Genomic DNA, 15,611 nt, shown 5'->3' with positions numbered 1-15,611 from the left:
AGTCGACTCGATGAGTGAAGAAGCCCCCGCTTAGCGGGGGCTTTTTTATTGGGTTGACACCTATCAGGGGCGTCTATAGAATTGCGCCTCCTTTTAACGGGCGTATTGCGCCCGGTGGGAATAGCAGCCGGAGTCTGAAATCCAATGCAAAATCAGCAAATCCGTATCAGGTTGAAGGCTTTTGACCATCGCCTGATCGACCAATCCACCCAGGAAATCGTGGAAACCGCGAAACGTACTGGTGCTCAAGTGCGTGGTCCAATTCCACTGCCTACCCGTAAAGAGCGGTTCACCGTTCTGGTCTCCCCGCACGTCAACAAAGACGCGCGTGACCAGTACGAGATCCGTACTCATAAGCGCGTACTGGACATCGTCCAGCCAACGGATAAAACCGTTGATGCACTTATGAAGCTTGATCTTGCGGCCGGTGTGGAAGTGCAGATCAGCCTCGGCTAAGACTCGGTCTTGGTCGTGTAACGCTCTGAAATGGGCGGCCATAGCGGGTGAAAGCCCCGTACACTCATGAGGTTTACAACATGACTATTGGTGTAGTCGGTCGTAAATGCGGTATGACCCGTATTTTCACCGAAGAAGGTGTCTCCATTCCGGTCACGGTCATTGAGATCGAGCCGAATCGCGTCACCCAGTTCAAAACTGAAGAGACCGATGGCTATCGTGCAGTGCAAGTCACTGTCGGCGAGCGTCGTGCTTCGCGTGTAACAGCTGCTCAAGCTGGCCACTTCGCCAAGGCGAACGTTGCCGCTGGTCGTACCGTAATGGAATTCCGCCTTGAAGAAGGCGAGTACCAGGCCGGCGATCTGATCAACGCTGAAATCTTCGCTGCTGGTCAACTGGTTGATGTAACCGGTCAGTCCAAAGGTAAAGGCTTCCAGGGTACGATCAAGCGTTGGAACTTCCGCGGGCAAGATAACACCCACGGTAACTCCGTATCCCACCGCGTTCCAGGCTCTATCGGCCAGTGCCAGACTCCTGGTCGTGTATTCAAGGGCAAGAAAATGTCCGGTCATATGGGCGCCGAGCGCGTGACCGTGCAGTCCCTCGAAGTAGTGCGCGTGGACGCTGAACGCAATCTGTTGTTGGTCAAGGGCGCTGTTCCTGGCGCTACTGGCGGCAACTTGGTTGTACGTCCAGCAGCCAAGGCTCGCGGTTAAGGGGAAGCTGACATGCAATTAAATGTAAATGACGCTCAAGCGATCGAAGTTTCCGAACTGACATTTGGCGGCGAATTCAACGAGACGCTGGTTCACCAAGCAGTCGTGGCCTACATGGCTGGCGGCCGTCAAGGTAGCAAGCAGCAAAAGACCCGTTCCGACGTTTCCGGTGGCGGCAAGCGCCCATGGCGTCAGAAAGGCACTGGCCGTGCTCGTGCCGGTACTATCCGTAGCCCAATCTGGCGTGGCGGCGGTACCACTTTCGCAGCTCGTCCTCAGGATCACTCCCAGAAGCTGAACAAGAAGATGTATCGCGCAGCAATGCGTTCCATCCTTGCTGAGCTGGTGCGTACTGATCGTCTGGTCGTGGTTCAGGACTTCGCTGTTGAAGCACCGAAAACCAAAGATCTGCTGAACAAGCTGAACGGCATGGGCCTGACTGACGTCCTGATCGTGTCTGACGCTGTTGATCAGAACCTGTACCTGGCTGCTCGCAACCTGCCGCACGTCGATGTTCGTGACGTCCAAGGTTCCGATCCGGTCAGTCTGATCGCATACGACAAGGTGTTGATCACCGTGTCGGCCGTGAAGAAATTCGAGGAGCTGCTGGGATGAACCAGGAACGCGTATTTAAAGTTCTGCTTGGCCCGCACGTTTCCGAGAAGGCTACGGTTCTGGCAGACAAGAAAGGCCAGTTCGTTTTCAAGGTTGCTACCGACGCAACCAAGCTGGAAATCAAGAAGGCCGTCGAAAGCCTGTTCAGCGTGAAAGTAGAGCGCGTGACTACCCTGAATGTTCTGGGTAAGAGCAAGCGCACTGCTCGCGGTCTGGGCAAGCGTAATGACTGGAAGAAGGCAGTTATCTCCCTTCAGCCAGGCCAAGATCTCGATTTCAGCAGCAGTGCTGAGTAAGGAAGGGGTGCATCATGGCAATCGTTAAATGCAAACCGACTTCCCCTGGCCGCCGTTTTGTGGTCAAGGTGGTCAACCAGGAGCTGCATAAAGGCGCTCCTCACGCACCGCTGCTCGAGAAAAAATCGAAGTCTGGTGGTCGTAACAACAATGGCCGCATCACTACACGTCACGTGGGTGGTGGTCATAAGCAGCATTATCGTCTGGTCGACTTCCGTCGCAACGACAAGGATGGCATCGCTGCCACCGTCGAGCGCATCGAATACGATCCAAACCGTACTGCTCACATCGCTCTGCTGCTGTACGCAGATGGCGAGCGTCGCTACATCATCGCCCCTAAAGGCGTGAGCGCTGGCGACCAGCTGATCGCAGGTGCCCTGGCGCCGATCAAGCCGGGCAACGCTCTGCAACTGCGCAACATTCCAGTTGGTAGCACCGTACACGGCATCGAATTGAAGCCAGGTAAAGGCGCGCAAATCGCTCGTTCCGCTGGTGCTTCGGCTCAGTTGATCGCTCGTGAAGGTGTCTACGTGACCCTGCGTCTGCGTTCTGGTGAGATGCGTAAAGTCCTGGCTGAATGCCGTGCGACCCTGGGCGAAGTCTCGAACTCCGAGCACAGCCTGCGTTCGCTGGGTAAAGCTGGTGCCAAGCGCTGGCGTGGCGTTCGCCCAACCGTTCGTGGTGTTGCCATGAACCCGGTTGACCACCCACATGGTGGTGGTGAAGGTCGTACCTCTGGTGGTCGTCATCCGGTATCGCCATGGGGCTTCCCGACTAAGGGCGCGAAGACTCGTGGTAATAAGCGTACCGACAAAATGATCGTCCGTCGTCGCAAGTAAATAGAGGGATACGACAGTGCCACGTTCTCTGAAAAAAGGTCCTTTTATTGATCTTCACCTACTGAAGAAGATCGAAGTGGCGGCGGAAAAGAACGATCGCAAACCAGTTAAGACCTGGTCGCGTCGCTCGATGATCCTGCCACAAATGGTCGGTCTGACCATCGCTGTACACAACGGTCGCCAGCACGTCCCAGTTCTCGTGAACGAAGACATGGTCGGCCACAAACTGGGCGAGTTCGCCGGTACCCGCACATACCGTGGGCACGTGGCTGACAAGAAAGCCAAGCGTTAAGGGGTAAGGAAATGGAAGTAGCCGCTAAGTTGTCGGGCGCTCGAATCTCCGCCCAGAAAGCCCGCTTGGTCGCCGACCAGATCCGCGGGAAGAAGGTGGGCGAAGCGCTCAACCTGTTGGCTTTCAGCAGTAAGAAAGCCGCCGAGATCATGAAAAAAGTGCTGGAGTCGGCCGTAGCCAACGCCGAGCATAACGAAGGCGCAGACGTTGATGACCTGAAGGTCAGCACCGTTTTCGTCAACGAAGGGCGTTCGCTGAAGCGCATCATGCCACGTGCCAAAGGCCGTGCTGATCGCATCGTCAAGCGGTCTTGCCATATCACTGTCAAGGTTGCTGACAAGTAACGGAGTCGAAGAGATGGGTCAGAAAGTACATCCCATTGGCATTCGCCTGGGAATCGTCAAGGAGCACACCTCCGTCTGGTACGCAGACGGTCGGACTTATGCGGACTACTTGTTCGCTGATCTGAAGGTGCGTGAGTATCTCCAAGACAAACTAAAAAGCGCGTCCGTAAGCCGTATCGATATCCATCGTCCGGCTCAGACTGCACGTATCACCATCCACACCGCTCGCCCAGGTATCGTTATCGGGAAGAAAGGTGAAGATGTTGAGAAACTGCGTCAGGACCTGACCAAGCAAATGGGTGTGCCTGTGCACATCAATATCGAAGAGATCCGCAAGCCGGAGCTCGACGGTATGCTGGTTGCGCAGAGCGTAGCTCAGCAGCTGGAGCGTCGCGTCATGTTCCGTCGCGCTATGAAGCGCGCTGTACAGAACGCCATGCGCATTGGTGCCAAAGGCATCAAAATCCAAGTGAGCGGTCGTCTCGGCGGTGCTGAAATCGCACGTACTGAATGGTATCGCGAAGGTCGTGTGCCACTGCACACCCTGCGTGCCGACATCGACTATGCCAACTACGAAGCTCACACCACCTACGGTGTGATCGGTGTAAAGGTTTGGATCTTCAAAGGCGAAGTAATCGGTGGTCGCCAAGAAGAACTGAAGCCACAAGCACCAGCGCCTCGTAAAAAAGCTGCTAAGTAAGGGGTACGCCAAATGTTGCAACCAAAGCGTACGAAGTTCCGCAAGCAAATGACCGGTCACAACCGTGGCCTGGCATTGCGCGGTAGCAAAGTCAGCTTCGGCGAGTTCGCGCTGAAGTCTGTTGCTCGTGGTCGTCTCACCGCTCGTCAGATCGAGTCAGCGCGTCGTGCTCTGACCCGTCACGTAAAACGTGGCGGCAAGATCTGGATCCGTGTGTTCCCGGACAAGCCTGTCACCAAGAAGCCACTCGAAGTTCGGATGGGTAAAGGTAAGGGTAACGTGGAATACTGGGTTGCCCAGATTCAGCCAGGCAAAGTCCTGTATGAAATCGAGGGTGTTTCTGAAGAGCTGGCGCGTGAGGCTTTCGCCCTGGCTGCTGCAAAGCTGCCGCTCGCCACCTCCTTTGTTAAACGGACGGTGATGTGATGAAAGCGAATGAACTTCGTGAAAAATCCGCACAGCAGCTGAACGAGCAACTGCTCGGCCTGCTGCGCGACCAGTTCAATCTGCGTATGCAGAAAGCAACTGGCCAGTTGGGGCAGTCTCATCTGCTCTCGCAAGTTAAGCGTGACATCGCTCGCGTGAAAACTGTGCTCAACCAGCAGGCAGGTAAGTGATCATGGCTGAAGCCGAAAAAACTGTCCGTACGCTGACTGGCCGTGTTGTCAGCGACAAGATGGACAAAACCATCACCGTTCTGATCGAGCGTCGCGTGAAGCACCCGATCTACGGTAAATACGTTAAGCGTTCGACTAAGCTGCACGCGCACGACGAAACCAATCAGTGCCACATCGGCGACAAGGTCACTATTCGTGAAACTCGTCCGATGGCCAAGACCAAGTCTTGGGCGCTGGTTGATGTTCTCGAACGCGCTGTGGAAGTCTAAGGGCTAGGGGTCGGAGAAATTATATGATTCAGACTCAATCCATGCTCGATGTGGCCGATAACAGCGGCGCTCGCCGCGTTATGTGCATCAAGGTGCTGGGTGGCTCCCATCGTCGTTACGCTGGTATCGGTGACATCATCAAAGTTACCGTCAAGGAAGCAATTCCTCGCGGTAAGGTGAAGAAAGGCCAAGTGATGACTGCTGTCGTAGTCCGCACTCGCCATGGCGTTCGTCGTGCTGACGGCTCCATCATCCGCTTTGATGGCAACGCTGCTGTTCTGTTGAACACCAAGCAAGAGCCGATCGGCACCCGTATCTTTGGGCCAGTGACCCGTGAACTTCGTACCGAGAAGTTCATGAAGATCGTCTCGCTCGCCCCAGAAGTGCTGTAAGGAGATCCGACATGCAAAAGATTCGTCGTGACGACGAGATCATCGTGATCGCCGGCAAAGACAAAGGTAAGCGCGGTAAGGTGCTGAAGGTTCTTGCTGACAACCGTCTGGTTGTAGGTGGTCTGAACCTGGTCAAGCGTCATACCAAGCCTAACCCGATGTCGGGCGTACAGGGCGGTATCGTCGAGAAAGAAGCGCCACTGCACGCTTCCAACGTCGCCATCTTCAACGGCGAAACCAACAAGGCTGACCGCGTTGGTTTCAAAGTAGAAGACGGTAAGAAAATTCGTGTCTTCAAGTCGACCCAAAAAGCGGTTGATGCTTGAACACTGCTAGGTAGAAGACCATGGCACGACTAAAAGAGATTTACCGGAAGGAAATCGCACCGAAACTTAAGGAAGAACTTAAGCTTTCGAACGTGATGGAAGTTCCGCGCGTTACCAAAATCACCCTGAACATGGGTCTGGGCGAAGCGATCGGCGACAAAAAAGTCATCGAGCACGCTGTTGCCGACCTGGAAAAGATCACCGGTCAGAAAGTCGTTGTGACTTACGCTCGGAAATCCATCGCAGGCTTCAAAGTCCGTGAAGGTTGGCCGATCGGCGTCAAAGTGACCCTGCGCCGTGAGCGTATGTACGAGTTCCTGGATCGTCTGCTGTCGATCTCCCTGCCTCGGGTTCGCGACTTCCGCGGCCTGAATGCCAAGTCCTTCGATGGTCGTGGCAACTACAGCATGGGCGTAAAAGAGCAGATCATTTTCCCGGAAATCGATTACGACAAGATCGACGCTCTCCGCGGTCTGGACATTACCCTGACCACCACTGCTCGGACGGATGACGAAGGTCGCGCACTGCTGCGCGCTTTCAAATTCCCGTTCCGCAACTGATTGGAGTAGGAAAATGGCCAAGAAGAGCATGAAGAACCGTGAGCTGAAGCGTCAGCTCACCGTTGCCAAGTACGCCACCAAGCGTGCAGCGCTGAAAGCGATCATCGTTGATCTGAACGCAAGTCCAGAAGCACGTTGGGAAGCTACCGTAGCCCTGCAGAAGCAGCCACGTGACGCCAGCGCCTCGCGCATGCGTAACCGCTGCCGCCTGACTGGTCGTCCGCACGGCGTGTACCGCAAGTTCGGCCTTGGCCGTAACATGCTGCGTCAAGCTGCAATGCGTGGTGACGTTCCAGGTCTGGTTAAAGCCAGCTGGTAAGCACTGTCAAAGTCTCGGTGTTCGGGGTCTCAGGATCCTGACCACCGGTGGCCTTGAATCTGAATCAAGCCCCTTTTGGGGCTTGATTCATTTCTGGGGTGTGTCTAGAATACCCGGCTCGCCTGAGCCCGTGTTTTTCATGCCCGGAGTTTCTCGGCGACAAGTAGTAGCCGCAAGGCTAATTTTTTTGCATTAGGAGCGTCTAGCCCATGAGTATGCAGGACCCGTTAGCGGACATGCTAACTCGAATCCGTAATGCCCAGATGGCTGAAAAGTCCGTCGTCAGCATGCCGTCTTCCACGTTGAAGGTGGCTGTAGCAAAAGTCCTGAAGGACGAAGGTTACATCGCGGGTTATCAGATCAGCAGCGAAATCAAGCCTCTGCTGTCCATCGAGCTGAAATACTTCGAAGGCCGTCCGGTCATCGAGGAAGTGAAGCGCGTTAGCCGTCCAGGCCTGCGTCAGTACAAGTCCGTTGAGGATCTGCCGAAAGTTCGCGGCGGCCTGGGCGTGTCTATCGTCTCCACCAACAAGGGTGTGATGACTGATCGTGCTGCGCGCGCTGCCGGTGTCGGCGGCGAAGTTCTTTGCACTGTGTTCTAAGGGGGGATAAGCATGTCTCGCGTCGCTAAGAACCCCGTTAAGCTGCCAGCCGGTGTCGAAGTCAAATTCGCAGGCCAACAGCTTTCGGTGAAGGGTGCCAAGGGCACTCTTGAACTGAACATCCATTCGTCCGTTGAGATCGTTGAAGAAGCCGGTGAGCTGCGTTTCGCTGCTCGCAATGGCGATCAACAGACTCGCGCAATGGCTGGTACCACTCGTGCGTTGGTAAACAACATGGTCCAAGGCGTAAGCCAAGGCTTCGAGCGCAAGCTCCAGCTGGTCGGTGTTGGTTACAAAGCGCAAGCAAAAGGCTCGGTTCTGAACCTGGCTCTTGGCTTCTCGCACCCAGTGGATTACGAACTGCCGGAAGGCATCACCGCTGAGACTCCTAGCCAGACCGATATCCTGATCAAGGGCATCGACAAGCAGCTGGTAGGTCAAGTGGCCGCCGAGATCCGCGACTTCCGTCCACCAGAGCCGTACAAAGGCAAAGGTGTGCGCTACGCGGACGAAGTCGTCCGTCGTAAAGAAGCCAAGAAGAAGTAGGGCATAGCAAATGACCGACAAAAAAGTTACTCGACTGCGTCGCGCTCGCAAAGCACGCCTGAAAATGCACGAACTCGAAGTCGTGCGTCTCTGCGTGTTCCGCTCTTCGCAGCACATCTACGCCCAGGTCATTTCGGCCGACGGCAACAAGGTCCTGGCAAGTGCCTCGACTTTGGATAAAGAACTGCGTGATGGCGCCACTGGCAACATCGACGCGGCCACTAAGGTTGGCCAGCTGGTCGCTACGCGTGCTAAAGCCGCTGGCGTCTCGCAGGTGGCTTTCGACCGCTCTGGCTTCAAGTACCACGGCCGCGTCAAGGCGCTGGCTGATGCTGCTCGTGAAGCTGGGCTGGAGTTCTAAGTTATGTCAAATAACGACCAAAAGCGCGACGAAGGCTACATCGAGAAGCTGGTTCAAGTTAACCGCGTAGCCAAAACCGTTAAAGGCGGCCGTATCTTCACCTTCACCGCATTGACCGTGGTAGGTGATGGTAAAGGCCGTGTTGGCTTCGGCCGTGGCAAGTCGCGTGAAGTGCCTGCTGCGATCCAGAAGGCAATGGAAGCTGCTCGCCGCAACATGATCCAGGTTGATCTGAACGGCACCACCCTGCAGTACGCAATGAAGTCTGCCCATGGCGCTTCGAAGGTGTACATGCAGCCTGCTTCTGAAGGTACCGGTATCATCGCTGGCGGCGCTATGCGTGCTGTCCTCGAAGTTGCTGGCGTTCAGAACGTTCTGGCCAAGTGCTACGGCTCGACAAACCCAGTAAACGTGGTTCACGCCACTTTCAAGGGTCTGAAGGCTATGCAGTCTCCTGAATCCATTGCCGCCAAGCGTGGCAAAAGCGTCAAGGAGATCTTCTGATCATGGCTACCGTAAAAGTTACGCTGATCAAAAGCATGACCGGCCGCATCCCTAACCACAAACTGTGCGTTAAGGGTCTGGGTCTGCGTCGCATCGGTCACACTGTAGAAGTCCTGGATACTCCCGAGAATCGCGGGATGATCAACAAGGCCTACTACATGCTGCGTGTCGAGGGTTAATCGATGAAACTCAATGATCTGAGTCCAGCGCCGGGTTCCCGTCGCGAAAAGCATCGTCCGGGCCGTGGTATCGGTAGTGGTTTGGGCAAGACCGGTGGCCGTGGCCACAAAGGTCAGACCTCCCGCTCCGGTGGCACCATTGCTCCAGGCTTTGAAGGCGGTCAACAGCCGCTGCATCGTCGCCTGCCGAAGTTCGGTTTCGTTTCCCTGAAAGCCATGGACCGCGCTGAAGTGCGTCTGTCCGAGCTGGCCAAAGTGGACGGCGACGTCGTCACCGTGCAGTCCCTGAAGGATGCCAACGTGATCAACCAGAACGTTCAGCGTGTGAAAATCATGCTGTCGGGCGAAGTTGCTCGTGCTGTCACCATCGGAAAGGGAATCGGCGCCACCAAAGGTGCGCGTGCGGCTATCGAAGCAGCTGGCGGCAAGTTCGAGGAATAAATGGCTAAGCAAGGTGCTCTCTCTGCGCTCGGCAAAGGCGGTATGTCTGAACTCTGGGCTCGTCTGCGTTTTCTGTTCCTGGCGATTATCGTCTACCGAATAGGCGCACACATCCCGGTTCCAGGTATCAACCCGGACCGACTCGCGGACCTGTTTCGACAGAATGAGGGGACCATTCTTAGCTTGTTCAACATGTTTTCCGGCGGCGCGCTGGAGCGGATGAGCATCTTTGCACTGGGGATCATGCCGTACATTTCGGCATCGATCATCATGCAGTTGATGAGCGCCGTCAGCCCGCAGCTGGAGCAGTTGAAGAAGGAAGGTGAAGCTGGCCGTCGCAAGATCAGCCAGTACACCCGCTACGGCACTGTCGTCCTCGCTCTCGTTCAAGCCATTGGCATGTCCATCGGCCTGGCGGGGCAGGGCGTTTCGTTCACTGCTGACTTCAGCTTTCATTTCGTTGCGGTAACCACTTTCGTGGCAGGCGCGATGTTCATGATGTGGCTGGGTGAGCAGATTACTGAGCGTGGTGTTGGCAACGGTATCTCGATGTTGATCTTCGCAGGTATCGTCGCCGGTCTTCCGAGAGCGATCGGGCAGTCTTTCGAGTCTGCGCGTCAGGGTGATATCAACATTTTTGCCCTGGTTGCCATCGGTCTGCTGGCAGTAGCGATTATCGGTTTCGTGGTGTTCATTGAGCGTGGTCAGCGTCGCATTGCTGTTCACTACGCCAAGCGTCAGCAAGGCCGCAAGGTGTTTGCTGCGCAGACCAGCCACTTGCCGTTGAAGGTGAACATGGCCGGCGTAATTCCGGCTATTTTCGCGAGCAGCATCCTGCTGTTCCCTGCTTCGTTGGGTGCCTGGTTCGGTCAGTCTGAAGGTATGGGCTGGTTGCAGGACATCTCGCAGTCGATCGCTCCTGGTCAGCCGTTGAATATTCTGCTGTTTAGTGCAGGGATTATTTTCTTCTGCTTCTTCTATACGGCGTTGATGTTCAATCCGAAAGACGTAGCGGAAAACCTGAAGAAGTCCGGTGCCTTTATTCCGGGCATCCGTCCAGGTGAGCAGTCTGCGCGCTACATTGATGGCGTTCTGACTCGCTTGACCATGTTCGGTGCTCTTTACATGACGGCCGTCTGCCTTCTGCCCCAGTTCCTGGTGGTGGCGGCAAACGTACCGTTCTACCTTGGCGGGACCTCGTTGCTGATCGTGGTCGTGGTTGTGATGGACTTCATGTCCCAAGTACAATCGCACCTCGTTTCGCACCAGTACGAATCCCTGATGAAGAAAGCCAACCTGAAGGGCTACGGCAGCGGCATGTTGCGCTGAGTAGCGTCCATAAGGTTCGAGGAGTTGGTGATGAAAGTTCGTGCATCGGTGAAAAAGCTGTGCCGTAACTGCAAGATTATTCGCCGCGAAGGTGTTGTTCGGGTAATTTGCAGCGCGGAACCGCGTCACAAACAGCGCCAAGGCTGAGTGTGATTGTGCTTTAAGCCCGGCAGCTAGTGCGCTGCCGGGTTGATTATTTGTTATTACAGCGATATTATCTCGCGCCCTATTTCTTGGCTTCCGGGGCGTAGGTAGCTGTCAATTGGAGTCCCACTGAATGGCCCGTATTGCAGGCGTCAACATTCCAGATAACAAGCATACTGTTATCTCGCTGACCTACATCTATGGTGTTGGTCGCACTACTGCACAGAAAATTTGTGCAGACGCTGGGGTCAACCCAGCTGCAAAGATCAAGGATCTGAGCGACGAGCAAATTGAACAGCTGCGTGGCGAAGTGGCGAAGTTCACCACTGAAGGTGACCTGCGTCGCGAAATCAACATGAAAATCAAGCGCTTGATGGACCTCGGTTGCTATCGCGGTCTGCGTCATCGTCGTGGTCTGCCAGTACGCGGTCAGCGTACCAAGACCAACGCGCGTACCCGTAAAGGTCCGCGTAAGCCGATCCGCAAGTAATCGCCCCAGCGAATCGACAGGAATTTAATCATGGCAAAACCTGCTGCTCGTCCTCGTAAAAAAGTTAAAAAGACAGTGGTTGATGGCATCGCCCACATCCATGCTTCTTTTAACAACACCATCGTGACCATTACCGACCGTCAAGGTAACGCTCTTTCCTGGGCTACCTCCGGTGGTTCGGGTTTCCGCGGTTCCCGCAAGTCCACCCCGTTCGCTGCTCAAGTAGCTGCTGAGCGTGCTGGTCAAGCTGCGCTGGAATACGGCCTGAAAAACCTCGACGTCAACGTCAAGGGTCCAGGTCCAGGTCGTGAATCCGCAGTCCGCGCTTTGAACGGCTGTGGCTACAAGATCGCCAGCATCACCGACGTGACGCCAATCCCGCACAACGGGTGCCGTCCGCCGAAGAAGCGCCGCGTGTAATCCAGGAGATTGTAAAGAATGGCTCGTTACATTGGTCCAAAATGCAAACTCGCTCGTCGCGAAGGCACCGATCTTTTTCTGAAGAGCGGCGTGCGCGCGATCGAATCGAAGTGCAACATTGAAGCAGCACCTGGTATCCACGGCCAACGCCGCGGTCGCCAGTCCGACTACGGCACCCAACTGCGTGAAAAGCAGAAGGTCCGTCGTATCTACGGCGTTCTCGAGCGTCAATTCAGCGGCTACTACAAAGAAGCTGCTGGCAAGAAAGGCGCAACCGGCGAAAACCTGTTGCAACTGCTCGAATGCCGTCTGGACAACGTCGTATACCGTATGGGCTTCGGTTCTACTCGTGCCGAATCCCGTCAGCTGGTATCGCACAAGTCGATCAGCGTTAACGGCAACACCGTAAACGTTCCGTCCTACCAGGTTCGTGCTGGTGACGTGGTTGCTGTTCGCGAGAAAGCAAAGAACCAACTTCGCATTGTCCAAGCTCTCGATCTGTGTGCCCAACGTGGCCGCGTAGAATGGGTAGAAGTAGACACTGAGAAGAAGTCGGGCGTTTTCAAGAACGTTCCTGCTCGCAGTGATCTGTCCGCCGACATCAACGAAAGCCTGATTGTCGAGCTCTACTCCAAGTAAGGGCTAGAAAATAGGTGCATCCATGCAGATTTCGGTAAATGAGTTCCTGACACCCCGCCATATTGATGTGCAGGTTGTCAGTCCAACCCGCGCCAAGATCACGCTCGAGCCTCTCGAGCGTGGTTTCGGCCACACCCTGGGCAACGCGCTGCGCCGCATCCTGTTGTCCTCAATGCCCGGCTGTGCAGTAGTCGAGGCCGAGATTGACGGTGTGCTCCACGAGTACAGCGCCATCGAAGGTGTACAGGAAGACGTAATTGAAATCCTGTTGAACCTTAAAGGTCTGGCTATCAAGCTGCACGGTCGTGACGAAGTTACGCTGACCTTGTCGAAGAAGGGTTCGGGGGTGGTTACCGCTGCCGATATTCAGCTGGATCATGATGTCGAGATCGTTAACCCCGATCACGTAATCGCTAACCTGGCGTCTAACGGCGCCCTGAACATGAAGCTCACTGTAGCTCGTGGTCGTGGTTATGAACCGGCCGACTCGCGTCAGAGCGATGAAGACGAAAGCCGCAGCATTGGTCGCTTGCAGCTTGACTCTTCGTTCAGCCCGGTTCGCCGTATCGCCTACGTGGTGGAAAACGCCCGTGTCGAGCAGCGTACCAACCTGGACAAGCTGGTTATTGATCTGGAAACCAACGGTACCCTGGATCCTGAAGAGGCCATTCGCCGCGCTGCAACCATCCTGCAACAGCAGTTGGCTGCGTTCGTCGACCTCAAAGGTGACAGTGAGCCAGTGGTTGTCGAGCAGGAAGACGAGATCGATCCGATCCTGCTTCGCCCGGTTGACGATCTGGAACTGACTGTACGTTCGGCTAACTGCCTTAAGGCGGAAAACATCTACTACATCGGCGACCTGATTCAGCGTACCGAAGTAGAGCTGTTGAAGACTCCGAACCTGGGCAAGAAATCCTTGACTGAAATCAAGGACGTTCTGGCCTCCCGCGGTCTGTCCCTCGGCATGCGCCTCGACAACTGGCCGCCTGCAAGTCTTAAGAAGGACGACAAGGCGACTGCCTGATCGTCGTAATCACCGAACGTTGTGTTTGGTAAGGAATGAACCATGCGTCATCGTAAAAGTGGTCGTCACCTGAGCCGCACCAGCTCGCACCGCAAGGCCATGTTCCAAAACATGGCGGTGTCGCTGTTCGAGCACGAGCTGATCAAAACTACACTGCCGAAAGCCAAAGAACTGCGCCGCGTTGCAGAGCCGCTGATCACTCTGGCCAAGACAGATAGCCTGGCTAACCGCCGTCTGGCTTTCGACCGTACTCGTTCGAAAGCTATCGTTGGTAAGCTCTTCAACGACCTGGGCAAGCGTTACGCTACCCGTGAGGGTGGCTACCTGCGCATCCTCAAGTGCGGTTTCCGCGCTGGCGACAACGCGCCTATGGCGTACGTCGAGTTGGTTGATCGTGCTACCAGCGGTGAAGCTGTATCCGCTGAGTAAGACGGCAACATACAAAAAACCGGGCCTTGTGCCCGGTTTTTTGTTGCCTGATGAAAAGGTGAAACACCGCTTCGACTGGCTTCGCTATGGGCAACGTAGTGGCGTTAGATAATAACTATCGATGCCCATGATTTAATGAATTTGGATACTGTCACTAACATGATCAATACTCCTCTCCAGCCGATTAGCCGGCAGTTCGAAGACCGACCTAGGAAGATTGAGCATGAGCCAGATCAAAACGCTTACGACCGCCAGCGGCGCTCCTGTCGCCGATAACCAGAACTCCCGTTCCGCCGGCCCCCGGGGCCCGCTGCTGCTCGACGACTTTCACCTGATCGAGAAGCTCGCTCACTTCAACCGCGAAAACATTCCTGAGCGCCGCGTGCACGCCAAAGGGTCGGGCGCCTACGGCACCTTCACCGTGACCCGCGACATTACCCAGTACACCAGCGCCAAGCTGTTTGAGTCGGTAGGCAAGCAAACCCCCACCTTCCTGCGCTTTTCTACCGTAGGCGGTGAGCGGGGTTCGGCTGACACCGAGCGCGACCCACGCGGCTTCGCCCTGAAGTTCTATACCGAAGAAGGTAACTGGGACATCGTGGGTAACAATACGCCGGTGTTCTTCATTCGTGATCCGCTGAAATTTCCGGATTTCATCCACACCCAGAAACGTCTGCCGCAAAGCAACCTGAAAAGCGCGCAGGCGATGTGGGATTTCTGGTCGCACTCGCCTGAGGCGCTGCACCAGGTCACCATTCTGTTTTCGGACCGTGGCATTCCGGATGGCTATCGGCACATGCACGGCTTCGGTAGTCATACCTACAGCCTGATCAATGCCCAAGGCGAGCGCCACTGGGTCAAGTGGCACTACAAGACTAAACAGGGGATCAAGAACCTCGCGCCGGCCGAAGCGGCACGCCTGGCGGGCACCGACCCGGATTACGCTCAGCGTGACCTGTTCGAGGCTATTGAGCGCGGCGACTTCCCGAAATGGAGTGTCTGCATCCAGATCATGACCGAGGCCCAGGCTGCGGCCCATTACGAGAATCCGTTCGACGTGACCAAGACCTGGTCGCAAAAAGAGTTCCCATTGCTCGAAGTGGGGGAGCTTGAGCTCAATCGCAACCCGCTGAACTACTTTGCTGAAGTCGAGCAAGCGGCGTTCGGGCCAAGCAATATGGTCCCAGGCGTAGGCCTTTCGCCGGATCGCATGCTGCAAGGTCGTGTGTTTGCCTATGCTGATGCGCACCGCTACCGCGTAGGGACCAATCACCAGCAACTGCCGGTGAATGCGCCGCGCAGCCCGGTCAATACTTACCAGCGCGATGGCGCCATGGCGTTTGGCAGCAATGGTGGCGCGGCACCGAACTACGAGCCCAACAGCTACGTGGAAGCGCCGAAGCAGGCTCCGCGTTATGCGGAACCGGCGCTGGCCCTCAGTGGCGCGGCCGATCGTTACGATCATCGCGAAGATACCGATTACTACAGCCACGCCGGGGCGTTGTTCCGCCTGATGAACGATGAGCAGAAAGCCCTGCTGATCAGCAATATCGCCGGTGCCATGGCGGGTGTGTCGGCAGATGTGGTCGATCGCCAGCTGCAGCATTTCTTCAAGGCGGATGCCGCTTATGGAGAAGGTATCGCAAAAGCGTTGGGTGTACAGCTTAACGAAGTCTAAACGAGAAGCAGAACCGCCCGCATTAGGGCGGTTTTTGCGTTATTTAGCCCGGTTTTCTCGGATTTTCTTCACTTTTATTGCGAT

General features: G+C 55.6%; 29 protein-coding genes. All 29 read left to right on the top strand.

Annotated elements, in window-relative coordinates; all coding sequences use genetic code 11:
* The first annotated feature begins 144 nt into the window (after positions 1-144).
* The 29 genes from rpsJ (at position 145) to V3H56_RS24335 (ending at position 15,527) form a co-directional block, all read left to right on the top strand.
* The gene (gene rpsJ / locus V3H56_RS24475; protein ID WP_003186070.1) at positions 145-456 is read left to right on the top strand and encodes a 30S ribosomal protein S10; all 312 of its coding nucleotides are present in this window, start codon (positions 145-147) and stop codon (positions 454-456) included.
* Between the two features lie 80 nt (positions 457-536).
* Positions 537-1,172: a 50S ribosomal protein L3 gene (rplC, locus tag V3H56_RS24470; protein WP_003186059.1), complete on the top strand. Its 636-nt coding sequence runs from the start codon at positions 537-539 to the stop codon at positions 1,170-1,172.
* Between the two features lie 12 nt (positions 1,173-1,184).
* Complete coding sequence (rplD, locus tag V3H56_RS24465; protein WP_003186057.1) at positions 1,185-1,787, top strand: 50S ribosomal protein L4; 603 nt, start codon at positions 1,185-1,187, stop codon at positions 1,785-1,787.
* Positions 1,784-2,083: a 50S ribosomal protein L23 gene (gene rplW, locus V3H56_RS24460; RefSeq protein WP_002555488.1), complete on the top strand. Its 300-nt coding sequence runs from the start codon at positions 1,784-1,786 to the stop codon at positions 2,081-2,083. Before rplD ends, rplW begins: the two co-directional genes overlap by 4 nt.
* 14 nt (positions 2,084-2,097) lie before the next feature.
* Positions 2,098-2,922 (top strand): 50S ribosomal protein L2, encoded by an 825-nt coding sequence (rplB, locus tag V3H56_RS24455; RefSeq protein WP_007924198.1) that lies wholly within the window; start codon positions 2,098-2,100, stop codon positions 2,920-2,922.
* A 16-nt stretch (positions 2,923-2,938) separates the two neighbouring features.
* The gene (gene rpsS, locus V3H56_RS24450) at positions 2,939-3,214 is read left to right on the top strand and encodes a 30S ribosomal protein S19 (RefSeq protein WP_002555486.1); all 276 of its coding nucleotides are present in this window, start codon (positions 2,939-2,941) and stop codon (positions 3,212-3,214) included.
* 11 nt (positions 3,215-3,225) lie between these two features.
* Positions 3,226-3,558, top strand: a complete 333-nt coding sequence (gene rplV / locus V3H56_RS24445; RefSeq protein ID WP_003103908.1) for a 50S ribosomal protein L22 — start codon at positions 3,226-3,228, stop codon at positions 3,556-3,558.
* A gap of 13 nt (positions 3,559-3,571) precedes the next feature.
* A complete protein-coding gene (gene rpsC / locus V3H56_RS24440) occupies positions 3,572-4,258 on the top strand; it encodes a 30S ribosomal protein S3 (protein WP_003176422.1) in 687 nt (228 codons plus the stop codon).
* Positions 4,259-4,270: 12 nt separating this feature from the next.
* The gene (gene rplP / locus V3H56_RS24435; RefSeq protein ID WP_003186052.1) at positions 4,271-4,684 is read left to right on the top strand and encodes a 50S ribosomal protein L16; all 414 of its coding nucleotides are present in this window, start codon (positions 4,271-4,273) and stop codon (positions 4,682-4,684) included.
* Positions 4,684-4,875 carry a 50S ribosomal protein L29 gene (rpmC, locus tag V3H56_RS24430; RefSeq protein WP_002555481.1) on the top strand — a complete coding sequence of 64 codons (192 nt, stop codon included), beginning with the start codon at positions 4,684-4,686 and terminating at the stop codon, positions 4,873-4,875. Before rplP ends, rpmC begins: the two co-directional genes overlap by 1 nt.
* 2 nt (positions 4,876-4,877) lie before the next feature.
* On the top strand, positions 4,878-5,144 hold the full coding sequence (gene rpsQ / locus V3H56_RS24425) for a 30S ribosomal protein S17 (RefSeq protein WP_003194644.1): 267 nt from the start codon (positions 4,878-4,880) through the stop codon (positions 5,142-5,144).
* 23 nt (positions 5,145-5,167) lie between these two features.
* Positions 5,168-5,536, top strand: coding sequence for a 50S ribosomal protein L14 (gene rplN, locus V3H56_RS24420; protein ID WP_008089810.1), 369 nt, complete (start codon positions 5,168-5,170; stop codon positions 5,534-5,536).
* 11 nt (positions 5,537-5,547) lie between these two features.
* Positions 5,548-5,862 carry a 50S ribosomal protein L24 gene (rplX, locus tag V3H56_RS24415; RefSeq protein ID WP_003186046.1) on the top strand — a complete coding sequence of 105 codons (315 nt, stop codon included), beginning with the start codon at positions 5,548-5,550 and terminating at the stop codon, positions 5,860-5,862.
* A 20-nt stretch (positions 5,863-5,882) separates the two neighbouring features.
* A complete protein-coding gene (gene rplE / locus V3H56_RS24410; RefSeq protein WP_003186044.1) occupies positions 5,883-6,422 on the top strand; it encodes a 50S ribosomal protein L5 in 540 nt (179 codons plus the stop codon).
* A gap of 13 nt (positions 6,423-6,435) precedes the next feature.
* Complete coding sequence (gene rpsN, locus V3H56_RS24405; RefSeq protein ID WP_003186042.1) at positions 6,436-6,741, top strand: 30S ribosomal protein S14; 306 nt, start codon at positions 6,436-6,438, stop codon at positions 6,739-6,741.
* Between the two features lie 209 nt (positions 6,742-6,950).
* Positions 6,951-7,343, top strand: a complete 393-nt coding sequence (rpsH, locus tag V3H56_RS24400; protein WP_017848802.1) for a 30S ribosomal protein S8 — start codon at positions 6,951-6,953, stop codon at positions 7,341-7,343.
* Between the two features lie 12 nt (positions 7,344-7,355).
* Positions 7,356-7,889 carry a 50S ribosomal protein L6 gene (gene rplF / locus V3H56_RS24395; protein WP_024077677.1) on the top strand — a complete coding sequence of 178 codons (534 nt, stop codon included), beginning with the start codon at positions 7,356-7,358 and terminating at the stop codon, positions 7,887-7,889.
* A 10-nt stretch (positions 7,890-7,899) separates the two neighbouring features.
* Positions 7,900-8,250: a 50S ribosomal protein L18 gene (gene rplR / locus V3H56_RS24390; RefSeq protein ID WP_003186037.1), complete on the top strand. Its 351-nt coding sequence runs from the start codon at positions 7,900-7,902 to the stop codon at positions 8,248-8,250.
* Positions 8,251-8,253: 3 nt separating this feature from the next.
* A complete protein-coding gene (gene rpsE / locus V3H56_RS24385) occupies positions 8,254-8,754 on the top strand; it encodes a 30S ribosomal protein S5 (RefSeq protein WP_003186035.1) in 501 nt (166 codons plus the stop codon).
* 2 nt (positions 8,755-8,756) lie between these two features.
* Positions 8,757-8,933, top strand: a complete 177-nt coding sequence (gene rpmD / locus V3H56_RS24380; RefSeq protein ID WP_003186033.1) for a 50S ribosomal protein L30 — start codon at positions 8,757-8,759, stop codon at positions 8,931-8,933.
* 3 nt (positions 8,934-8,936) lie between these two features.
* Positions 8,937-9,374 (top strand): 50S ribosomal protein L15, encoded by a 438-nt coding sequence (gene rplO, locus V3H56_RS24375; RefSeq protein ID WP_042729623.1) that lies wholly within the window; start codon positions 8,937-8,939, stop codon positions 9,372-9,374.
* On the top strand, positions 9,375-10,703 hold the full coding sequence (gene secY / locus V3H56_RS24370) for a preprotein translocase subunit SecY (RefSeq protein ID WP_003186029.1): 1,329 nt from the start codon (positions 9,375-9,377) through the stop codon (positions 10,701-10,703).
* 30 nt (positions 10,704-10,733) lie between these two features.
* On the top strand, positions 10,734-10,850 hold the full coding sequence (rpmJ, locus tag V3H56_RS24365) for a 50S ribosomal protein L36 (RefSeq protein WP_002555468.1): 117 nt from the start codon (positions 10,734-10,736) through the stop codon (positions 10,848-10,850).
* Positions 10,851-10,980: 130 nt separating this feature from the next.
* Entirely contained in the window at positions 10,981-11,337 is a 357-nt protein-coding gene (rpsM, locus tag V3H56_RS24360; RefSeq protein ID WP_042729624.1) for a 30S ribosomal protein S13, read from the top strand.
* A 30-nt stretch (positions 11,338-11,367) separates the two neighbouring features.
* Positions 11,368-11,757, top strand: a complete 390-nt coding sequence (rpsK, locus tag V3H56_RS24355; RefSeq protein WP_002555466.1) for a 30S ribosomal protein S11 — start codon at positions 11,368-11,370, stop codon at positions 11,755-11,757.
* An 18-nt stretch (positions 11,758-11,775) separates the two neighbouring features.
* Positions 11,776-12,396: a 30S ribosomal protein S4 gene (rpsD, locus tag V3H56_RS24350; RefSeq protein WP_042729625.1), complete on the top strand. Its 621-nt coding sequence runs from the start codon at positions 11,776-11,778 to the stop codon at positions 12,394-12,396.
* Positions 12,397-12,418: 22 nt separating this feature from the next.
* Entirely contained in the window at positions 12,419-13,420 is a 1,002-nt protein-coding gene (gene rpoA / locus V3H56_RS24345) for a DNA-directed RNA polymerase subunit alpha (RefSeq protein WP_003186012.1), read from the top strand.
* A 42-nt stretch (positions 13,421-13,462) separates the two neighbouring features.
* Positions 13,463-13,849, top strand: coding sequence for a 50S ribosomal protein L17 (gene rplQ, locus V3H56_RS24340; protein ID WP_003186009.1), 387 nt, complete (start codon positions 13,463-13,465; stop codon positions 13,847-13,849).
* A gap of 223 nt (positions 13,850-14,072) precedes the next feature.
* Positions 14,073-15,527: a catalase gene (locus V3H56_RS24335; protein ID WP_042729626.1), complete on the top strand. Its 1,455-nt coding sequence runs from the start codon at positions 14,073-14,075 to the stop codon at positions 15,525-15,527.
* Positions 15,528-15,611: the final 84 nt, after the last annotated feature.

The sequence above is a fragment of the Pseudomonas sp. MS646 genome, from assembly GCF_036693845.1.
Lineage (GTDB): Bacteria > Pseudomonadota > Gammaproteobacteria > Pseudomonadales > Pseudomonadaceae > Aquipseudomonas > Aquipseudomonas chlororaphis_E.
The sequence above is the reverse complement of the archived record's forward strand: the minus strand, read 5'-3'. Positions and strand labels throughout refer to the sequence as shown.

Excerpts from the sequence above, each read along its gene's own strand:
- rpsJ (WP_003186070.1), top strand. The coding sequence starts at position 145 with ATGCAAAATCAGCAAATCCGTATCAGGTTGAAGGCTTTTGACCATCGC.
- rplC (WP_003186059.1), top strand. The coding sequence starts at position 537 with ATGACTATTGGTGTAGTCGGTCGTAAATGCGGTATGACCCGTATTTTC.
- rplD (WP_003186057.1), top strand. The coding sequence starts at position 1,185 with ATGCAATTAAATGTAAATGACGCTCAAGCGATCGAAGTTTCCGAACTG.
- rplW (WP_002555488.1), top strand. The coding sequence starts at position 1,784 with ATGAACCAGGAACGCGTATTTAAAGTTCTGCTTGGCCCGCACGTTTCC.
- rplB (WP_007924198.1), top strand. The coding sequence starts at position 2,098 with ATGGCAATCGTTAAATGCAAACCGACTTCCCCTGGCCGCCGTTTTGTG.
- rplV (WP_003103908.1), top strand. The coding sequence starts at position 3,226 with ATGGAAGTAGCCGCTAAGTTGTCGGGCGCTCGAATCTCCGCCCAGAAA.
- rpsC (WP_003176422.1), top strand. The coding sequence starts at position 3,572 with ATGGGTCAGAAAGTACATCCCATTGGCATTCGCCTGGGAATCGTCAAG.
- rplP (WP_003186052.1), top strand. The coding sequence starts at position 4,271 with ATGTTGCAACCAAAGCGTACGAAGTTCCGCAAGCAAATGACCGGTCAC.
- rpmC (WP_002555481.1), top strand. The coding sequence starts at position 4,684 with ATGAAAGCGAATGAACTTCGTGAAAAATCCGCACAGCAGCTGAACGAG.
- rpsQ (WP_003194644.1), top strand. The coding sequence starts at position 4,878 with ATGGCTGAAGCCGAAAAAACTGTCCGTACGCTGACTGGCCGTGTTGTC.
- rplN (WP_008089810.1), top strand. The coding sequence starts at position 5,168 with ATGATTCAGACTCAATCCATGCTCGATGTGGCCGATAACAGCGGCGCT.
- rplX (WP_003186046.1), top strand. The coding sequence starts at position 5,548 with ATGCAAAAGATTCGTCGTGACGACGAGATCATCGTGATCGCCGGCAAA.
- rplE (WP_003186044.1), top strand. The coding sequence starts at position 5,883 with ATGGCACGACTAAAAGAGATTTACCGGAAGGAAATCGCACCGAAACTT.
- rpsN (WP_003186042.1), top strand. The coding sequence starts at position 6,436 with ATGGCCAAGAAGAGCATGAAGAACCGTGAGCTGAAGCGTCAGCTCACC.
- rpsH (WP_017848802.1), top strand. The coding sequence starts at position 6,951 with ATGAGTATGCAGGACCCGTTAGCGGACATGCTAACTCGAATCCGTAAT.
- rplF (WP_024077677.1), top strand. The coding sequence starts at position 7,356 with ATGTCTCGCGTCGCTAAGAACCCCGTTAAGCTGCCAGCCGGTGTCGAA.
- rplR (WP_003186037.1), top strand. The coding sequence starts at position 7,900 with ATGACCGACAAAAAAGTTACTCGACTGCGTCGCGCTCGCAAAGCACGC.
- rpsE (WP_003186035.1), top strand. The coding sequence starts at position 8,254 with ATGTCAAATAACGACCAAAAGCGCGACGAAGGCTACATCGAGAAGCTG.
- rpmD (WP_003186033.1), top strand. The coding sequence starts at position 8,757 with ATGGCTACCGTAAAAGTTACGCTGATCAAAAGCATGACCGGCCGCATC.
- rplO (WP_042729623.1), top strand. The coding sequence starts at position 8,937 with ATGAAACTCAATGATCTGAGTCCAGCGCCGGGTTCCCGTCGCGAAAAG.
- secY (WP_003186029.1), top strand. The coding sequence starts at position 9,375 with ATGGCTAAGCAAGGTGCTCTCTCTGCGCTCGGCAAAGGCGGTATGTCT.
- rpmJ (WP_002555468.1), top strand. The coding sequence starts at position 10,734 with ATGAAAGTTCGTGCATCGGTGAAAAAGCTGTGCCGTAACTGCAAGATT.
- rpsM (WP_042729624.1), top strand. The coding sequence starts at position 10,981 with ATGGCCCGTATTGCAGGCGTCAACATTCCAGATAACAAGCATACTGTT.
- rpsK (WP_002555466.1), top strand. The coding sequence starts at position 11,368 with ATGGCAAAACCTGCTGCTCGTCCTCGTAAAAAAGTTAAAAAGACAGTG.
- rpsD (WP_042729625.1), top strand. The coding sequence starts at position 11,776 with ATGGCTCGTTACATTGGTCCAAAATGCAAACTCGCTCGTCGCGAAGGC.
- rpoA (WP_003186012.1), top strand. The coding sequence starts at position 12,419 with ATGCAGATTTCGGTAAATGAGTTCCTGACACCCCGCCATATTGATGTG.
- rplQ (WP_003186009.1), top strand. The coding sequence starts at position 13,463 with ATGCGTCATCGTAAAAGTGGTCGTCACCTGAGCCGCACCAGCTCGCAC.
- V3H56_RS24335 (WP_042729626.1), top strand. The coding sequence starts at position 14,073 with ATGAGCCAGATCAAAACGCTTACGACCGCCAGCGGCGCTCCTGTCGCC.